General features: G+C 63.5%; 17 protein-coding genes. 9 read left to right on the top strand and 8 right to left on the bottom strand.

Annotated features, from left to right (window positions below; all coding sequences use genetic code 11):
* Positions 1-122 precede the first annotated feature (122 nt).
* Positions 123-395, bottom strand: a complete 273-nt coding sequence (locus tag NKH22_RS04715) for a hypothetical protein (RefSeq protein WP_155927298.1) — start codon at positions 393-395, stop codon at positions 123-125.
* On the opposite strand from NKH22_RS04715, the gene NKH22_RS04710 reads away from it, so the two are divergent.
* From NKH22_RS04710 to NKH22_RS04670, 9 genes are all read left to right on the top strand, one after another.
* The gene (locus tag NKH22_RS04710; protein WP_023692636.1) at positions 375-1,139 is read left to right on the top strand and encodes a DeoR/GlpR family DNA-binding transcription regulator; all 765 of its coding nucleotides are present in this window, start codon (positions 375-377) and stop codon (positions 1,137-1,139) included. The two genes, NKH22_RS04715 and NKH22_RS04710, sit on opposite strands and share 21 nt — an antisense overlap.
* A 406-nt stretch (positions 1,140-1,545) precedes the next feature.
* A complete protein-coding gene (locus tag NKH22_RS04705) occupies positions 1,546-2,157 on the top strand; it encodes a DedA family protein (protein WP_023692634.1) in 612 nt (203 codons plus the stop codon).
* An 80-nt stretch (positions 2,158-2,237) separates the two neighbouring features.
* Positions 2,238-3,149 (top strand): LysR family transcriptional regulator, encoded by a 912-nt coding sequence (locus NKH22_RS04700; RefSeq protein ID WP_023692633.1) that lies wholly within the window; start codon positions 2,238-2,240, stop codon positions 3,147-3,149.
* 211 nt (positions 3,150-3,360) lie between these two features.
* Entirely contained in the window at positions 3,361-4,515 is a 1,155-nt protein-coding gene (locus NKH22_RS04695) for an ABC transporter substrate-binding protein (protein ID WP_023821497.1), read from the top strand.
* Between the two features lie 209 nt (positions 4,516-4,724).
* Positions 4,725-5,723 (top strand): ABC transporter ATP-binding protein, encoded by a 999-nt coding sequence (locus NKH22_RS04690; protein ID WP_352909035.1) that lies wholly within the window; start codon positions 4,725-4,727, stop codon positions 5,721-5,723.
* A gap of 220 nt (positions 5,724-5,943) precedes the next feature.
* Positions 5,944-6,909: an ABC transporter permease gene (locus tag NKH22_RS04685; protein WP_023732489.1), complete on the top strand. Its 966-nt coding sequence runs from the start codon at positions 5,944-5,946 to the stop codon at positions 6,907-6,909.
* Positions 6,899-7,714, top strand: coding sequence for an ABC transporter permease (locus NKH22_RS04680; RefSeq protein WP_023673416.1), 816 nt, complete (start codon positions 6,899-6,901; stop codon positions 7,712-7,714). The genes NKH22_RS04685 and NKH22_RS04680 overlap by 11 nt, the downstream gene beginning before the upstream one ends.
* A 104-nt stretch (positions 7,715-7,818) precedes the next feature.
* Positions 7,819-9,246, top strand: coding sequence for a gamma-aminobutyraldehyde dehydrogenase (locus NKH22_RS04675; RefSeq protein ID WP_352909033.1), 1,428 nt, complete (start codon positions 7,819-7,821; stop codon positions 9,244-9,246).
* A gap of 153 nt (positions 9,247-9,399) precedes the next feature.
* Positions 9,400-10,098, top strand: coding sequence for a hypothetical protein (locus tag NKH22_RS04670; protein WP_023826527.1), 699 nt, complete (start codon positions 9,400-9,402; stop codon positions 10,096-10,098).
* A 28-nt stretch (positions 10,099-10,126) separates the two neighbouring features.
* On the opposite strand, the gene NKH22_RS04665 is transcribed toward NKH22_RS04670, so the two are convergent.
* The 7 genes from NKH22_RS04665 to NKH22_RS04635 form a co-directional block, all read right to left on the bottom strand.
* Positions 10,127-10,441 carry a hypothetical protein gene (locus tag NKH22_RS04665; protein WP_023732486.1) on the bottom strand — a complete coding sequence of 105 codons (315 nt, stop codon included), beginning with the start codon at positions 10,439-10,441 and terminating at the stop codon, positions 10,127-10,129.
* Positions 10,442-10,495: 54 nt separating this feature from the next.
* A complete protein-coding gene (locus tag NKH22_RS04660) occupies positions 10,496-10,858 on the bottom strand; it encodes a nuclear transport factor 2 family protein (RefSeq protein ID WP_023688799.1) in 363 nt (120 codons plus the stop codon).
* A 76-nt stretch (positions 10,859-10,934) separates the two neighbouring features.
* Positions 10,935-11,414 carry a carboxymuconolactone decarboxylase family protein gene (locus NKH22_RS04655; RefSeq protein ID WP_023688798.1) on the bottom strand — a complete coding sequence of 160 codons (480 nt, stop codon included), beginning with the start codon at positions 11,412-11,414 and terminating at the stop codon, positions 10,935-10,937.
* A gap of 110 nt (positions 11,415-11,524) precedes the next feature.
* The gene (locus NKH22_RS04650; protein WP_023732485.1) at positions 11,525-13,078 is read right to left on the bottom strand and encodes an alpha/beta fold hydrolase; all 1,554 of its coding nucleotides are present in this window, start codon (positions 13,076-13,078) and stop codon (positions 11,525-11,527) included.
* Positions 13,079-13,212: 134 nt separating this feature from the next.
* Positions 13,213-13,527: a formate dehydrogenase subunit delta gene (locus NKH22_RS04645; protein WP_023688796.1), complete on the bottom strand. Its 315-nt coding sequence runs from the start codon at positions 13,525-13,527 to the stop codon at positions 13,213-13,215.
* Positions 13,517-14,344: a formate dehydrogenase accessory sulfurtransferase FdhD gene (gene fdhD, locus NKH22_RS04640; protein ID WP_023698930.1), complete on the bottom strand. Its 828-nt coding sequence runs from the start codon at positions 14,342-14,344 to the stop codon at positions 13,517-13,519. Before fdhD ends, NKH22_RS04645 begins: the two co-directional genes overlap by 11 nt.
* A complete protein-coding gene (locus NKH22_RS04635) occupies positions 14,344-14,568 on the bottom strand; it encodes a hypothetical protein (protein WP_023688794.1) in 225 nt (74 codons plus the stop codon). Before NKH22_RS04635 ends, fdhD begins: the two co-directional genes overlap by 1 nt.
* Positions 14,569-14,589: the final 21 nt, after the last annotated feature.

Genomic DNA, 14,589 nt, shown 5'->3' with positions numbered 1-14,589 from the left:
GCGCAACGAGCGTTGGGAAACGCAAAAAATCTCGTCGGTGCGGGACGCAGGAACTCCTATCCCGCGCCGCACCGACGAGCCCCTCTGGCCAGGTTTTAATACCCGGTCTCCGCCCCCGCGGATCAGAGAAACTTTTGTGCCAGTTCAAACCCAGACGGTCTGGCCAGACGGTCCGGTCCGTGAATTGCGGCTCTGCCATCACCCTCCCGTGGCAGTTCCGAAGCTGTCACGCCGTCAATGTCACGCCAGTGCTGCCTACCTGTCAATGAAATGTTGTGACTTTTTTTGGGTGTTTTGCCCGAAACCACGAGCAATTCCTTTAAAAACGGCGGCATTGCCCTAAAACCGGGCAGGCCGCAAATTGAGGAAGCCAGATGATCCATTCGAAACGGCATGGCGAAATCCTCCGCCTCCTCAAGGAAGAGGGCACCGTCACCATTGCCAGCCTCGCCGACCGGCTGGGGGTTTCGCTTGAAACGGTGCGCCGGGATGTCAAGCCACTGACCGGCAATGGCTCGGTGCTCAAGATGCATGGCGCCATCGGCCTGCCGTCGATGGCCGGCGAAGCGCCGTTCGAGCGGCGCATGCGCGACAATGCGGAGGCCAAGCGGCTGATCGCCCGCATGGTCGCTGCCACCATTCGCGACGGTGAATCGGTCATGCTGGACACCGGCACCACGACCTCGTTCCTGGCCCGCGAACTGCTCGGCCACCGACGGCTGACCGTGGTCACCAATTCATCCGACATCGCCCGCACGCTGGCCACCGTCAACGGCAACAAGGTCTATATGGCCGGCGGCGAATTGCGCAGCGATTCCGGAGCCGCCTTCGGCGCCTCGGCGATCGATTTCGTCAGCCGCTTCTCGGTCAGCCATGCGGTGATTTCGATCGGCGCCGTCGATGCCGCCGCAGGCCTTGCCGACTACGATCTGGAAGAGGCGGAGTTCGCCCGCATGGTGCTGTCGCGCGGCCAGCGCTCGCTGGTCGTCACCGACCACACCAAGTTCGGTCGCCAGGGTCTAGTCCAGGTCTGCGGCTTCGACGGTTTTTCCGAACTCGCCACCGACCAGCCGCCGCCGCGCGACATTGCCTCGGCACTTGCCGAGGCTGGAGCGCGCCTCAGCATCGCTGCGGCCTAGCCAAACACCAGCGACTGGCGCGCCGCGATCCCGGCCCATGCCGCTACCCGATACCACGAAGGCGATGTTGTGCATCATGCGCGCCGCGTCGCCGGCCGCATAAGATGTCGTTCTGGTGAAAAATTGTTTTTCAATCATCCGGCTCTTCGCAATGTCCATGCAACTTGGCAGCCGCAAACAGCGCCTCGTCGAAATGCGGGCCGGGCGAATCGCCCGCATCAGCAATGAGGTCACCATGCTGCAAACGATGCCTTGTCTTTCCTCATGGCTTGGACGCTTGCGCGCTCCGACCTGGAAGCGGACCCGGCTTGGCCGGATATTCCGCAACTTTCCGCCGGCGACGGTGTATGACGGTGTATAAGGTGTCCAGGATCAAGAACCTCAAAACCTATGACTGGCGCTTCGCATGACTGATCCACTGTCGGCGATCCTGGGCTTCGGCCTGCTTGGTGTCGGCTGTCTCGCCTTCACTGAAAAGATCCTGCCGCTGCCGCCCTCGCATGTGCTGCTGCTGTTCCTCGGCATGACGGCAGCCTCCGATCTCCTGGCGCTGGCGATTCTGCTCCTGGTGACGACGCTGTCCGCCATCACAGGCTGCCTTGTCTGGTATAGTGTGGGCCGTAGGATTGGATTGGATCGTGCCGACAGGCTGGTCGAGCGTTTCGGCAAATATGTCTGCTTGCGCTATGCGACCTACAGCAAGCTTGGTCAGGCCTACCGCCGCCATCATGTCCGGGTCTCCTTGCTGGCGCAGTTCATCCCGACGGTTCGCAACTATCTGCCGATCGCGGCCGGCGCGCTCCGTCTTCCACTCTTGCCCTTCGCGGCGGCGACGCTGCTCGGCGCCACTTTGTGGAACACCGGCTTCCTCGTCACCGGCTACCTTATGCGCGGCAGCGGCCGGGATTCCTATGCCATCGGCTTTCGCATCATCGTCATCGTTTTGGCGCTGGAGACGGCGTTTATGCTCGCGCTTCGCTACGGTCCTGCCTGCCGGCGGCGCCTCGGGTTCGGCTGACCAGGAGGCGCCTCAAGCCGTATGGGTATAAGCTCCGCCTTCGGCTTTCCTTCCCCGGCGCGCCGGTGTTTAGTCCGGCCATGGCTTTCACCATCCGCCAGCTGCAGTTCTTCATTGCCGTCGCCGAGCAAGGCACGGTGTCGGGCGCCGCACAAAACCTCTCCATCTCGCAATCCTCGGTCACCGAGGCGATCAAGGAGCTGGAGAGCGATCTCGGCGTCGAATTGTTCGAGCGCCATCCGCGTGGCCTCAACATTACTCACAAAGGCCACCAGTTCCTGCGCCATGCGACCAAGATCCTGGCCGACGTCTCCGATGCGCGCCGCGCTTTCTCCGACGACCAGGTGGCGGCCGGCGGGCGCCTGCAGCTCGGCGTCACCTCGCTGGTCGCCGGCTATGTGCTTTCCGATCTTCTGGCGCGCTATCGCCGCGCCTATCCCGGGGTCGATGTCTCGGCTATCGAGGACAATGGCGACTATCTCGAACATCTGCTGATCGGCGGCAAGCTCGACATTGCCGTCATGGTCACCTCCAATTTGCGCGACCGCACCGCTCTGCAGTCGGAAATCCTCGAGGTCTCGGCCTACCGGCTGTGGGTCCCGCTCGGCCACAAGCTGGCCAGCGCCGACATTATCGGCATAGGCGACATTGCCGGCGAGCCGCTGATCATGCTGACCGTCGACGAGATCGAGGAGAACACCGGCAAGCTTCTGGCGGCGATCGGCGCCAGGCCGCATGTCGCCTTTCGCACCCGCTCGGTCGAAGCCGTTCGCAGCCTCGTCGCCACAGGTGCGGGCGTGGCGTTGCTGCCCGACCTAGTCTACCGGCCGTGGTCGCTGGAAGGCGACCGCATCGAATCGCGCGACATTTCGGGTTCCCTGCCGGTCGTCCAGGTCGGCATGGTCTGGCGCCGCGGCTCCGGTCTGCCGCAGGCGTCGCGCGACTTCATCGGCCTTGCCCAGTCGCAGCGTATGGTACGCCAGCAGCGTTGATAGGGTGCGTGGTTATCTATCGGAAAAACCGATATCGCGTTTCTGATAAATGAATTTGCGAAACCGGAATTTTCCGAGCACTTTTCATGTCAGGGACGAAAGCCGCCATCAGAGCGGCAACGTGCCATCGGATGAACTGACGCTTTTCAGCCTGCGGCTGACCGCGGCGGCGACTCGCTTCGCAGTCAGGCGCCAAAATGGGAGATTGACGATGAATTCATTCCTGAAGACGTGCACCGCCTTGACGGTCGCGCTGACCTTTTCCGGTCAGGCCGTCGCCCAGGTCAAGGAACTTGGCAAGGGCGAAGGGGAGGTCAGCATCGTTGCCTGGCCGGGGTACATCGAGCGCGGCGAAACCGACAAGGGCTATGACTGGGTGACCTCCTTCGAGAAGGAGAGCGGCTGCAAGGTCAACGTCAAGACCGCGAACACCTCCGACGAGATGGTCTCGCTGATGAATGAGGGTGGGTTCGATCTAGTCACCGCTTCGGGTGACGCATCGCTGCGCCTCGTTGCCGGCAAGCGCGTGCAGCCGATCAACACCGATCTCATCCCGAGCTGGGAGGCGGTAGACGACCGTCTGAAGGATGCGCCCTGGTTCACCGTCGACAAGGTGCATTACGGCGTTCCCTATCAGTGGGGCCCGAACATCCTGATGTACAACACCGATGTCTTCAAGGAAGCGCCCAAGAGCTGGAACGTCGTCTTCGAGGAAATGAACCTGCCGGACGGCAAGTCCAACAAGGGCCGCGTCCAGGCCTATGACGGCCCGATCCACATCGCCGACGCCGCCAACTATTTGATGTTCCACAAGCCGGAACTCGGCATCAAGGACCCGTACGAATTGAACGAAGACCAGTACAAGGCAGCGCTCGAGCTGCTGCGTGTTCAGCGGACGCTGGTCGGCCGCTACTGGCATGACGCCGCCATCCAGGTCGACGACTTCCAGAACGAAGGCGTCGTCGCTTCCGGTTCGTGGCCTTACCAGGTCAACACGCTGGTTGCCGCCAAGAAGCCGGTCGCCTCGACCGTGCCGGAAGAAGGCGTCACCGGCTGGGCCGACACCACCATGATGGAGGCCGACGCCGCGCATCCCAACTGCGCCTATATGTGGCTTGAGCATTCGCTGTCGCCCAAGGTCCAGGGCGACGTCTCGGCCTGGTTCGGCTCGCTCCCGGTCGTGCCCGCTGCCTGCAAGGGCAACGAGCTGCTCGGCGAGGAAGGCTGCAAGACCAACGGCTACGAGAACTTCGACAAGATCAAGTTCTGGAAGACGCCGGTCTCGAAGTGCGCCACCCAGAACGACCAGTGCGTGCCTTACTACCGCTGGGTGTCCGACTATATCGGCGTCATCGGCGGGCGGTGAGCTCCCTTAACCCTCCCCCCTTGTGGGGAGGGTCGAGCGCAGCGTCGGGGTGGGGGGCAGCGCTGACGTCCGGTGCTAGTCACCCCCACCCGCGGCTTCGCCGCGACCTCCCCCATCGAGGGGGAGGTGAAGTGCCGTGCCCGCTGGCCTGATTGGTGGCGGCAAGAGCTATTTCGACGAACCACAAACCGGCAACAGACGGACAGCCCATGACATCGGCCGTTTCCTTCCAGAAAGTCTCTCGCCATTTCGGCAGCGTGCGCGCCGTCGATGCGGTCGATCTCGACATCGTGCCCGGCGAGTTCTTCGCCATGCTCGGTCCGTCGGGGTCAGGCAAGACGACCTGCCTGCGCCTCATCGCCGGCTTCGAGCAGCCGACATCGGGCTCGATCTCGATCTTCGGCGAACGCGCCGAGGGCGTGCCGCCCTATCGCCGCAACGTCAACACCGTGTTCCAGGACTACGCGCTGTTTCCGCATTTGAACGTGCTCGACAATGTCGGCTACGGGCTGATGGTCAAGGGCATCGCCAAGCCGCAACGACAGAAGGCGGCGGAAGAAGCGCTGTCGCTGGTGCGCCTGCCGGGCTATGGCGCCCGCCGTCCCGGCCAGCTCTCCGGCGGCCAACGCCAGCGCGTCGCGCTGGCCCGTGCGCTGGTCAACCAGCCCAAGGTGCTTTTGCTCGACGAGCCGCTCGGCGCGCTCGACCTCAAGCTGCGCGAGAACATGCAGGAAGAGCTGAAGTCGCTGCAGAAGGCGCTCGGCATCACCTTCGTCTTCGTCACCCATGATCAGGGCGAAGCGCTGTCGATGGCCGACCGCGTTGCCGTCTTCAATGACGGCAAGATCATGCAGGTCGGCACGCCGGAAGACATCTACCAGCGGCCGAAGACCCGCTTCGTCGCCGATTTCGTCGGCTCCTCCAACGTACTGCCGCCGGACTTCGTCCAGCGCTATTCCGGCCAGCACCGCTGGGGCAGCCTGCGTCCCGAATCCATCCGCATCGGCCGCGCCGCCAAAGGCGAGGGCGTTGCCGCGCGCCTGGTCGGAACCAACTATCTCGGCGCTACGACCAAGCTGGCGCTCGACGCCGACGGGTTGAGGCTGCACGCCATCGTGCCGGCCGGGACAAAGCTGCCGGCGGAAGGCGAAGCGGTGGTGCTGACGTTCAACCGCGAGCATTTGCATTTGATGGACGAGCCGGCATGATTGAGGTTTGCGCCAAGCACCCCCCTCTGTCCTGCCGGACATCTCCCCCTCAAGCGGGGAGATTGGCTGTTCCTCCCGGTTTCGCCAATCTTCAACGTTGGGGATTTGGCGAGGCAGCGAAACTGCTGATCTCCCCCCTTGAGGGGGAGATGTCCGGCAGGACAGAGGGGGGTGTGAAGGAACGCGGCTTCTCAGGGTTCCTTCAGCACGCGGTCGCCCCATGACCATCGCCGCGCTCAACTCAACCTCCGCCCCCGCCATCCTGCCCGGCAGCGGTGGCATGCGCGGCGCACTGTCGGACCTTTTCTGGCGCAAGCCGCAACTGCTGCTGTTCCTCATGCTGGCGCCGCCGGTGCTGTGGTTGGGCGTCGTCTATATCGGTTCGCTGTTCGCGCTCTTGGCGCAGAGCTTTTTCTCGATCGACGAGTTCTCCGGCCTCATCAACCACGAATTCACGCTGAAGACCTATGGCGACCTGTTCCAGCCCGCCAATCTCGACATCATCCTGCGCACGGTGACGATGGCGGTGCTGGTCACGCTGGCCTCGGCCGTCATCGCCTTCCCGATCGCCTATTATGCGGCGCGCTATGCCCGCGGCCGCTGGAAGGCGCTGTTCTATCTCGGAATCATGCTGCCGCTATGGTCGAGTTACCTCGTCAAGATCTACGCCTGGAAGCTGATCCTCGCCAAGGAAGGCATTTTGACCTGGCTGCTCGCCAAATTGCATCTGCTCTGGGTGCTCGATGGCTGGCTGTCGCTGCCGGTCGTCGGCGGCAACTCTTTGTCGGTCTCCGCCACCGGCACCTTCATCGCTTTCGTCTATGTCTGGCTGCCGTTCATGATCCTGCCGGTGCAGGCGGCATTGGAGCGCGTGCCCGGCAATCTGGTCGAGGCGTCCTCCGATCTCGGCGCATCGCCGGGCCAGACCTTCCGCAACGTGCTGTTCCCGCTGGCGCTGCCCGGCATCGTCGCCGGCTCGATCTTCACCTTCTCGCTGACGCTGGGCGACTACATCATCCCACAGATCATCGGCACATCGCGGCTGTTCATCGGGCAGGCCGTCTATTCGCAGCAAGGCACAGCCGGCAACATCCCGCTCGCCGCAGCCTTCACCGTCGTGCCCATCGTCATCATGGGTTTCTATCTCTGGGGCGCCAAGCGCATGGGGGCCTTCGATGCGCTCTGACGGTTCGCAATCCGCTCCGCTCGGCCTCAAGATCGCTGCCGCCTGCGGCCTGCTGTTCCTGCATCTGCCGATCTTGTTGATCTTCGTCTACGCCTTCACCACGGAAGAGAAGAGCTTCGTCTGGCCGCCGCCGGGGCTGACCACACAATGGTTCGCCGTCACCTGGAACCGGCCGGATGTCTGGCAGGCGCTGTCGCTTTCGGTCCGTGTCGCCGCCATCTCGACCGCGATTGCCTTGATACTGGGCACGCTGTGCGCCGCCGCCGTGTCACGGACGAAATTCTTCGGCCGCGAGACGATCTCGCTGCTCGTCATCCTGCCGATCGCGCTGCCCGGCATCATCACCGGCATCGCGTTGCGCTCGGCCTTCTCGCTAGCCGACATCCCGTTCTCGTTCTGGACGATCGTGCTCGGCCACGCCACCTTCTGCGTTGTCGTCGTCTACAACAATGCGGTCGCCCGTTTCCGCCGCACTTCCGGCTCAATGATCGAGGCCTCGATGGATCTCGGCGCCGACGGCTTCCAGACCTTCCGGCACGTCGTGCTGCCCAACATCGCCACCGCTCTGCTTGCCGGGGGGATGCTCGCCTTCGCGCTCTCCTTCGACGAGGTCATCGTCACCACCTTCACCGCCGGCCAGCAGCAGACCGTGCCGATCTGGATGCTGGAAGAGCTGATCCGCCCACGCCAGCGTCCGGTCACCAATGTCGTCGCCATGGTCGTGGTGCTGGTGACGCTGCTGCCCATCCTTGCCGCCTATTACCTGACCCGCGACGGCGACCAGATCGCCGGTTCGGGCAAATGAAGAACAGCGAATAGGGAGTAGCGAATAGCGAATAGGGAGATTGCACGACCAGCCCTATTCGCTACTCGCTATTCGCTACTCGCTCCTGACCAAGGAGAACCCGCATGGACACCCAGATGCTGATCGGCTCGAAGTTCGAGAACGGCACCGACACCGAGGAGCCGATTCTGAATCCAAAGACCGGGGCGACCATTCTCAACCTGCCTGAAGCCAGCCAGGCGCAGATCGAGGCGGCTGTTACTGCCGCCGGGCGAGCGTTCGTCTTGTGGTCACGCACAACGCCGGCGCAGCGCTCCGGCTATCTCCTCAAGATCGCCGACCGCATCGAGGCCAACGCGCGGGAGTTCGCGGCGCTCGAGGCGCTGAATTGCGGCAAGCCGATCAACGCCGTGCTCAATGACGAAATCCCGGCGATCGTCGACTGCTATCGCTTCTTTGCCGGCGCGGTACGTTCGATGCCGGGCGTGGTCGCCGGCGAATATCTGCCCGGCCACACCTCGATGGTGCGGCGCGACCCGATCGGCATCGTCGCTTCCATCGCGCCGTGGAACTATCCACTGATGATGATGGCCTGGAAGCTGGCGCCGGCCATTGCCGGCGGCAACACCGTCGTCTTCAAGCCGTCGGAGCAGACGCCGCTGACGGCGCTGAAGCTGGCCAGGATCCTGGCCGAGGTTCTGCCCGAGGGCGTCGTCAATGTCGTGCTCGGCCGCGGCGACAGCGTCGGCAACACGCTGATCAATCACGCCAAGGTCAACATGATTTCGATCACCGGCGACGTCGCCACAGGCAAGAAGGTGCTGCAGGCCGCCGCCAAGTCGGTCAAGCGCACGCATCTGGAACTCGGCGGCAAGGCGCCGGTCATCGTTTTCGACGACGCCGACCTCGGCGCCGTGGTAAACGGCCTGCGCGCTTTCGGCTACTACAATGCCGGGCAGGATTGTACAGCCGCCTGCCGCATCTATGCCGGCAAGAAGATCTACGACAAGCTCGTCGCCGATCTCTCATCTGCCGTCTCGACCATCAAATACAACCAGCCCGATGACACCGAAAACGAGATCGGGCCGCTGATCTCGCGCCGCCAGCGCGATCGCGTCTCGAGCTTCGTCGAGCGCGCTTCGGAACTGAAGCACGTCGAGATCACCACCGGCGGCAAGCCCGGCGAAGGCTCCGGCTTCTATTACCAGCCGACGGTGGTTGCCGGCGCGCTGCAGGAAGACGAGATCGTGCGCCGCGAAGTGTTCGGTCCGGTCGTCTCCATCACCCGCTTCTCCGAAGTCGATGAAGCCGTGAACTGGGCCAATGACAGCGACTACGGCCTGGCATCCTCGGTGTGGACCAAGAACGTCTCGCGCGCCATGGCGACGGCCGCCCGTCTGCAATATGGCTGCACCTGGATCAACACCCATTTCATGCTGACCAACGAGATGCCGCATGGCGGGCTGAAGCAGTCCGGCTACGGCAAGGACATGTCTCTCTATGCGCTGGAGGATTATACCGCCGTTCGTCATGTGATGGTGGCGCATGGGTAGAGGCCGCCACTATCTCTAAAATATTCGCCAACCCGTTTTCTGTACATTAAGCGAGAGTTACTTTTGCGGTACGGCGGGAGTTCACGATTTACTGAATATTCAACCTGAACGAGCAGCCTCTTGCCGGGAAACCGCGCGGCGAGGGGTTTGCGCATGAACACGACCAAGATCAAGCTGGTACTCATTGGCGGCTTCTGTCTGCTGATCGCTGTGTTCGGCGGCAAGGACATGATCAAGAAGAGCGGCTGGCCCGAGGCACCTGCTGAAATCCTCGCGGTCAATGTCGAATGCGACATGGAATCGACCGCCCACAAGATTGTCTACAAGACCGTCAGCACCGCCACGATCCCGTGCGAACTGGTGGATGCGTTCAAGACGGTTCATGCTGACAAAGAGTGGAAGGTGACCCAGAAATTCACCGGCACCTTGCGCGTCGGCACCGGCGCCGACGCCGTCGAGGCCACGATGGAGCTGAACAAGAACGGTGCCCGCGAACCGCAGGTCCGCGACAAGCTCACCGTCGTCCAGAACCCCGCCAACCCCACCCAGATCGAACGCACCGGCATGACCGGCACGCGTTTGACGATCGTCATTGGGGCTGGACTGCTCGGCGCGTTGCTTCTCTATCTTGCTTTCAAACCCCGCCGGCGGATGTCGACCTCCGCCGTGGCGGGCAACCCTGCCGGAGATGCCGGCGCGGACCAGCGCGCGCGCCAGGCCGACGCCTTGATAGCGGCGGCCCTGGCCAAGCAGGCCACATTGCCCAATCAGCCGGCACGTGTCGCGGCTGCCGGATCGGCCAGGGAAGGGCGGTTTTCCGGGCAGCGGACGAGTTTCGGCCGCCGCAACTGATGGCCGAAAACTGCTGCACCTGCCACGGCTACTCCACGATGCGATAGATGTTCCAAAGGCTGGTGCCCGACACGACGTAGGGCTCCATCTCCTTGCCCCATTTTGCGTGCGCGTCGATCTTGCCGATCTTGGCGAAGAATCCCTCCAACTGGGCAAGGCTTTCGACCTGATGATGCGATTCGACCGTCGCTTCCCGGGCGCCGATCGAACCGGTCATGATCTGGAATTTGAGGTCGGCGATGCCGACCTGAGAGCCGATCTCGCGTTCCCATTTCTTGAGCAGTTCGAGCACGGTCTGCTTGTGTCCGAACTTGGCGTCGATCTGCCATCTGGCGCTGAACATTTTTGTCTCCTCCAGTTATGCGGCCCCAAACCGCGGTTGATCTTTCGCGGTGACCTACTCGTCCCAGGCTTGCACGACGGTCTGTCGCGCAATCCGCCCATTCTTCAGCTCCAGCATCGCCGCGCAGAACACTTTCGTTCCGTCCGGATAGGCGCAGGCCTGGGTGAAGGCGAGATTGTCGCCATCGGCGATGGTGGTGTCGACCTTGTGGGTCATCGCCCGGCTGCAGATGTCGTCCCAGAACGTGCTGATCGCCGCCCGGCCGCGGATCTCGCGCGGCTTGCTCGGCGGATTGTTGCGGTCGATCACCCGCACCAGCGCGTCGTCGGCATAGAAGCTCGCCAGCATCCTGCCGTCCCGTCCTTCGATCGCTTTCTTGATCGCCGCGCCGTCCACGCTTTGCGTCTTTGTCAGCATTTCTTCCTCCATGGCCCGTCGATCGGGCGGTTGATGATCAAGCACTGCCCGGCGCGCACCGCCGGGCGTTTGTCTTTCACTGCGACTTGGCTTTGACGGCTGCGAACACGCCGTCGGTCTGTTGTTTGAAGGTCGCGAAGTCGACCTGGCTGCCGTTGAGCATCGTCGACCAGTGGCGCACGATGGCCGCCATCGCGATCGCTTCCTTGATCTCCTCATCGGTCGCGCCATTGAGCTTGGCGGCCTCGGTGTGGAAATAGATGCAGTACTGGCAGGGGATCTGCGAGGCGACGGCCAGCCCCAGCAGTTCCTTGGTCTTGCCGTCGAGCGCGGTCTTGGGGTTGAGCTGCACACCCTTGATCTCGGCCCAGGCGCCGGCAACCGCGACATCGGGCAGCGTCTTGAACATGTCCGGCACTGAGCCGAGCGTCGCCTCGATGTCCTTGTAGGCGGCGGCCGCCGAGGCATCCTCGGCTCTGGCGGGAGCGATCGTGAACAGCGCGCCAACGCCTGCCGCTATCACCAGCGATTTGATCGACCTGTTTGACTTCAGCATTGCATCCTCCATCCGCAGTGCCTTTCCCGGCGACATCCGCCTGGCCTGCATGGAGAGAATTGGTACGCCTCGACCCCACCTGGCCGCTTCGCCCGAAAGCGCCATGGTCCCTATGGCCCGTCCGGGCCAGCCTGCCTGGCGGAAAATGCCGCTGCCGCCGCCCGTGACGGCAAATCGAGCTTCAGCAATATGTTGGCGACATGACGCTTGACCGTATGCTCGCTGAGCCTCAGCTCGGCGGCGATCGCGGCATTGCTCTTGCCGTCGGCGATCAGGATCACCACCTCGCTTTCGCGCGCCGTCAGTTGAGCCGGCTCGGCGGGTTTCGCCTTGGGGCGGCAGGCCGGCTCCAGGTGCTGTTCCGACGTTGCCTGGACCAGCGCCAGCGGCTCGTCCAGCTCATCCACCGTGACACGCCCGGCATCGATGAAATGCAGGCCGGACCCCGCCGCCAGATCGGCGGCCAGCCGCGACGCCAGAATATCGCCGCGCCCGGCATGGGCGGCGATCTGCATCGTCACCCGTGCCATCAGCCCCACCGGCGGCCCGCGCATTTCGACCTCTCCGACATGGGCGCCCTGGGCGCTTGCAATGCCCATATGTTGCGCCGCATCGCGCAGTGCCGCCGCGCAGCGTATGGCCCGCGCCGGCCCGTCGAAGCGCGAGATCATCAATTCGCCATGGATGCCGGCGACGCGTCCGCCATGACGGCCGACCAGCTGCTGCCAGCTCTCCTGGAAGCGCTCGCTACGTTCGCTCCACATGCGGTCGCCAACCCGCGCCGTGTCGTAGATGCGTGTCGCCAGAAGAGCGGCAAGCACGCGCTCCGCTTCGGCCACGGCACGCTCGCCGGTCAGGAATTCCTCGATCAGGTCGGCCACCCGGTCGACATCGCCGGTCCAGATCGGGTGGTCGCGCCCGGGGACCTCGACCAATCGCGCATTGGCGATCTCTTTCGCCAGGAAGCGGCTGGCGTCCGGGTCGACCCGCGCGTCGTTGCGGCGATGAATGAGCAGTGTCGGTGCGCCGATCGCCGAAAGCACGCCGCGCACATCGATTCCGGCATTCATCCGGGCAAGGGCTGCCGCTGCCGTCGGACTGGCCGACAGCCGCTCGAAGCGGCCCCACCACTGGGTGAAATGCGCATCATCTACCCGGCCGGGAGCGAAGTTGGGCAGTGTGGCGCCCGTGCCCCATTCCGTGCCGGCCGTCGCGATGAAGGCCTCGAGGCGCTCCGGCGACATCACCCATTTGTGGAAATGCGCATAACCGCCATAGAGCGCCAGCGCTCGTGTCCGTTCCGGATAGGTGGCGGCAAACAACATTGCCATCGGCGCGCCTTCCGAAGCGCCGAGCAAGGCCGCGCGGCCGCTGCCGGTGGCATCCATCACCGCGCGCACATCGTCCATGCGGGTTTCAAGGCTGGGCAGGTGGCGTGGGTCGACGCGGTCGGACAGGCCGGTGCCGCGCTTGTCGAACAGGATCAGCCGCGAGAACGCCGAGAGCCGTTTCAAGAGCCTGGCGTAGCCCTCGTCTTCCCAATGCAGGTCGAGATTGGAGATGAAGCCGGGCACGAAAACCAGGTCGAACGATCCCTGGCCGACCACCTGATAGGCGATCCGCACGTCGCCGCTGAGGGCATATCGCGTCTCGATCGGCCTCACGTTGCTATCCCGCCCGGCCAGACGATTTCTGATCGCCGACCATAGCAGACGCCTGGCGGATGCGGCAGCCAAACTTTAGAAGACAGGAATATAGCCCGCGGCGAACCGTGTTCGCCCGCCATTTCTGGGGGAGGCTATTTCTGGGGAGCGGCGCTCTCTGCACCCGTGGGTTGGACGTAGCCGATGCTCACATCGGCCTGCTCCTCGGTCTTCGGCCGCTTGATCCTGGCCGAGGCCACGACGACGAGTTCGTCAAAACCTTCGCCGCCACTGTCCAGCATCTCGAAGAACTGCCGGCGCATCCTGGGCTCCCAGAACTTGTTGATGTGCTCGGCCACGCCCGCCACACCTTCCTCGCGGGGCCTTGAATGGAAGAAGGCGGCGATCTGGTTGGCCATGCGCACCAGCTTTTCCCCGGTGCTCGTGATGTGTTCTTCGTCATGCGACATGCTGGGCAACTCCCAAGACCACCCGTTCCGGGTGGGTGAAAACATCGAAATCGTCGCCGCGCACCAGCGCCACCAGCGTCATGCCGGCCTCTTCGGCGGTGCGGATGGCAAGGGCTGTCGGCGCCGACACGGCGATGATGAAGGCGGAGCCGATCGCCGCCGTTTTCTGCACCATCTCCACTGAGACGCGTGATGTCACCACCACCGCGCCCGATGCACCGTCAATGCCGGCCTTGGCCAGCGCGCCGGCCAGTTTGTCCAGCGCATTGTGCCGGCCGACATCCTCGCGCGCCATGACGATGCCTTTGCCGGGAATGTAGAAGCCCGCTGCATGCACGGCGCCGGTTTCTGAATGCAGAGGCTGCACCTTGGACAAAAGCTTTACCGAACGGGTGATGTCGTCGGCTTCAAGCGTAAGCTTGGACGCACCAACCTTATCGACCGAGCGCATCGCTTCCTCGATGGATTCGATGCCGCACAGCCCACAGCCGACCGGGCCGGCGAGCCGCCGCCGCCGCGCCTCGAAGCGCGTATTGGCCTGGTCCTTCAGCCGGATCTGGATATCGATGCCGGCGCCATGGTCCTCGACCTCGATCGCCTCGATCTCGTCAGGCAAACCGATGATGCCTTCGGTCAGCGAGAAGCCGAGCGCGAAATCCTCGAAGTCGGCCGGGCTCGCCATCATCACCGCATGGGTGGTGCCGGCAAACGAGAACGCCACCGGCGTCTCCTCCGGCACCATGCGGTTGGCCGCCGCGGTGCCACTTGCACGGTGGGCGAGGCGAGAGATCTGGCTGATTGGCTGGCGGGAGCGCATCAGGGTCCCTTCATCCAATCCGGTGTCAGTTCCGGAACATCGCGCGCGATGGATTCATAGGCCTTATGATGCCCGTAGCCCATTATGTACGCGACAATGCGGCGAAGGTTGTTGAAATCCTCCTCGGAAGCATGTCCCTGGATATCGAACAAAAACTGGTTCAGGTCGGCGCCTTGCTTCTCACATAGGCGCAGAAGCGTTTCGTAGGCTTCCTTTTGAGTCACTCTTGTTTCCTCCGGGGACGA

The sequence above is a fragment of the Mesorhizobium sp. M1252 genome (assembly GCF_040318265.1).
In the GTDB taxonomy this organism is placed as follows: Bacteria; Pseudomonadota; Alphaproteobacteria; order Rhizobiales; family Rhizobiaceae; genus Mesorhizobium.
The sequence above is the reverse complement of the archived record's forward strand: the minus strand, read 5'-3'. Positions and strand labels throughout refer to the sequence as shown.

Coding starts and splice junctions, on each gene's coding strand:
- NKH22_RS04710 (WP_023692636.1), top strand. CDS start 375: ATGATCCATTCGAAACGGCATGGCGAAATCCTCCGCCTCCTCAAGGAA.
- NKH22_RS04715 (WP_155927298.1), bottom strand. CDS start 395: ATGCCGTTTCGAATGGATCATCTGGCTTCCTCAATTTGCGGCCTGCCC.
- NKH22_RS04705 (WP_023692634.1), top strand. CDS start 1,546: ATGACTGATCCACTGTCGGCGATCCTGGGCTTCGGCCTGCTTGGTGTC.
- NKH22_RS04700 (WP_023692633.1), top strand. CDS start 2,238: ATGGCTTTCACCATCCGCCAGCTGCAGTTCTTCATTGCCGTCGCCGAG.
- NKH22_RS04695 (WP_023821497.1), top strand. CDS start 3,361: ATGAATTCATTCCTGAAGACGTGCACCGCCTTGACGGTCGCGCTGACC.
- NKH22_RS04690 (WP_352909035.1), top strand. CDS start 4,725: ATGACATCGGCCGTTTCCTTCCAGAAAGTCTCTCGCCATTTCGGCAGC.
- NKH22_RS04685 (WP_023732489.1), top strand. CDS start 5,944: ATGACCATCGCCGCGCTCAACTCAACCTCCGCCCCCGCCATCCTGCCC.
- NKH22_RS04680 (WP_023673416.1), top strand. CDS start 6,899: ATGCGCTCTGACGGTTCGCAATCCGCTCCGCTCGGCCTCAAGATCGCT.
- NKH22_RS04675 (WP_352909033.1), top strand. CDS start 7,819: ATGGACACCCAGATGCTGATCGGCTCGAAGTTCGAGAACGGCACCGAC.
- NKH22_RS04670 (WP_023826527.1), top strand. CDS start 9,400: ATGAACACGACCAAGATCAAGCTGGTACTCATTGGCGGCTTCTGTCTG.
- NKH22_RS04665 (WP_023732486.1), bottom strand. CDS start 10,441: ATGTTCAGCGCCAGATGGCAGATCGACGCCAAGTTCGGACACAAGCAG.
- NKH22_RS04660 (WP_023688799.1), bottom strand. CDS start 10,858: ATGCTGACAAAGACGCAAAGCGTGGACGGCGCGGCGATCAAGAAAGCG.
- NKH22_RS04655 (WP_023688798.1), bottom strand. CDS start 11,414: ATGCTGAAGTCAAACAGGTCGATCAAATCGCTGGTGATAGCGGCAGGC.
- NKH22_RS04645 (WP_023688796.1), bottom strand. CDS start 13,527: ATGTCGCATGACGAAGAACACATCACGAGCACCGGGGAAAAGCTGGTG.
- fdhD (WP_023698930.1), bottom strand. CDS start 14,344: ATGCGCTCCCGCCAGCCAATCAGCCAGATCTCTCGCCTCGCCCACCGT.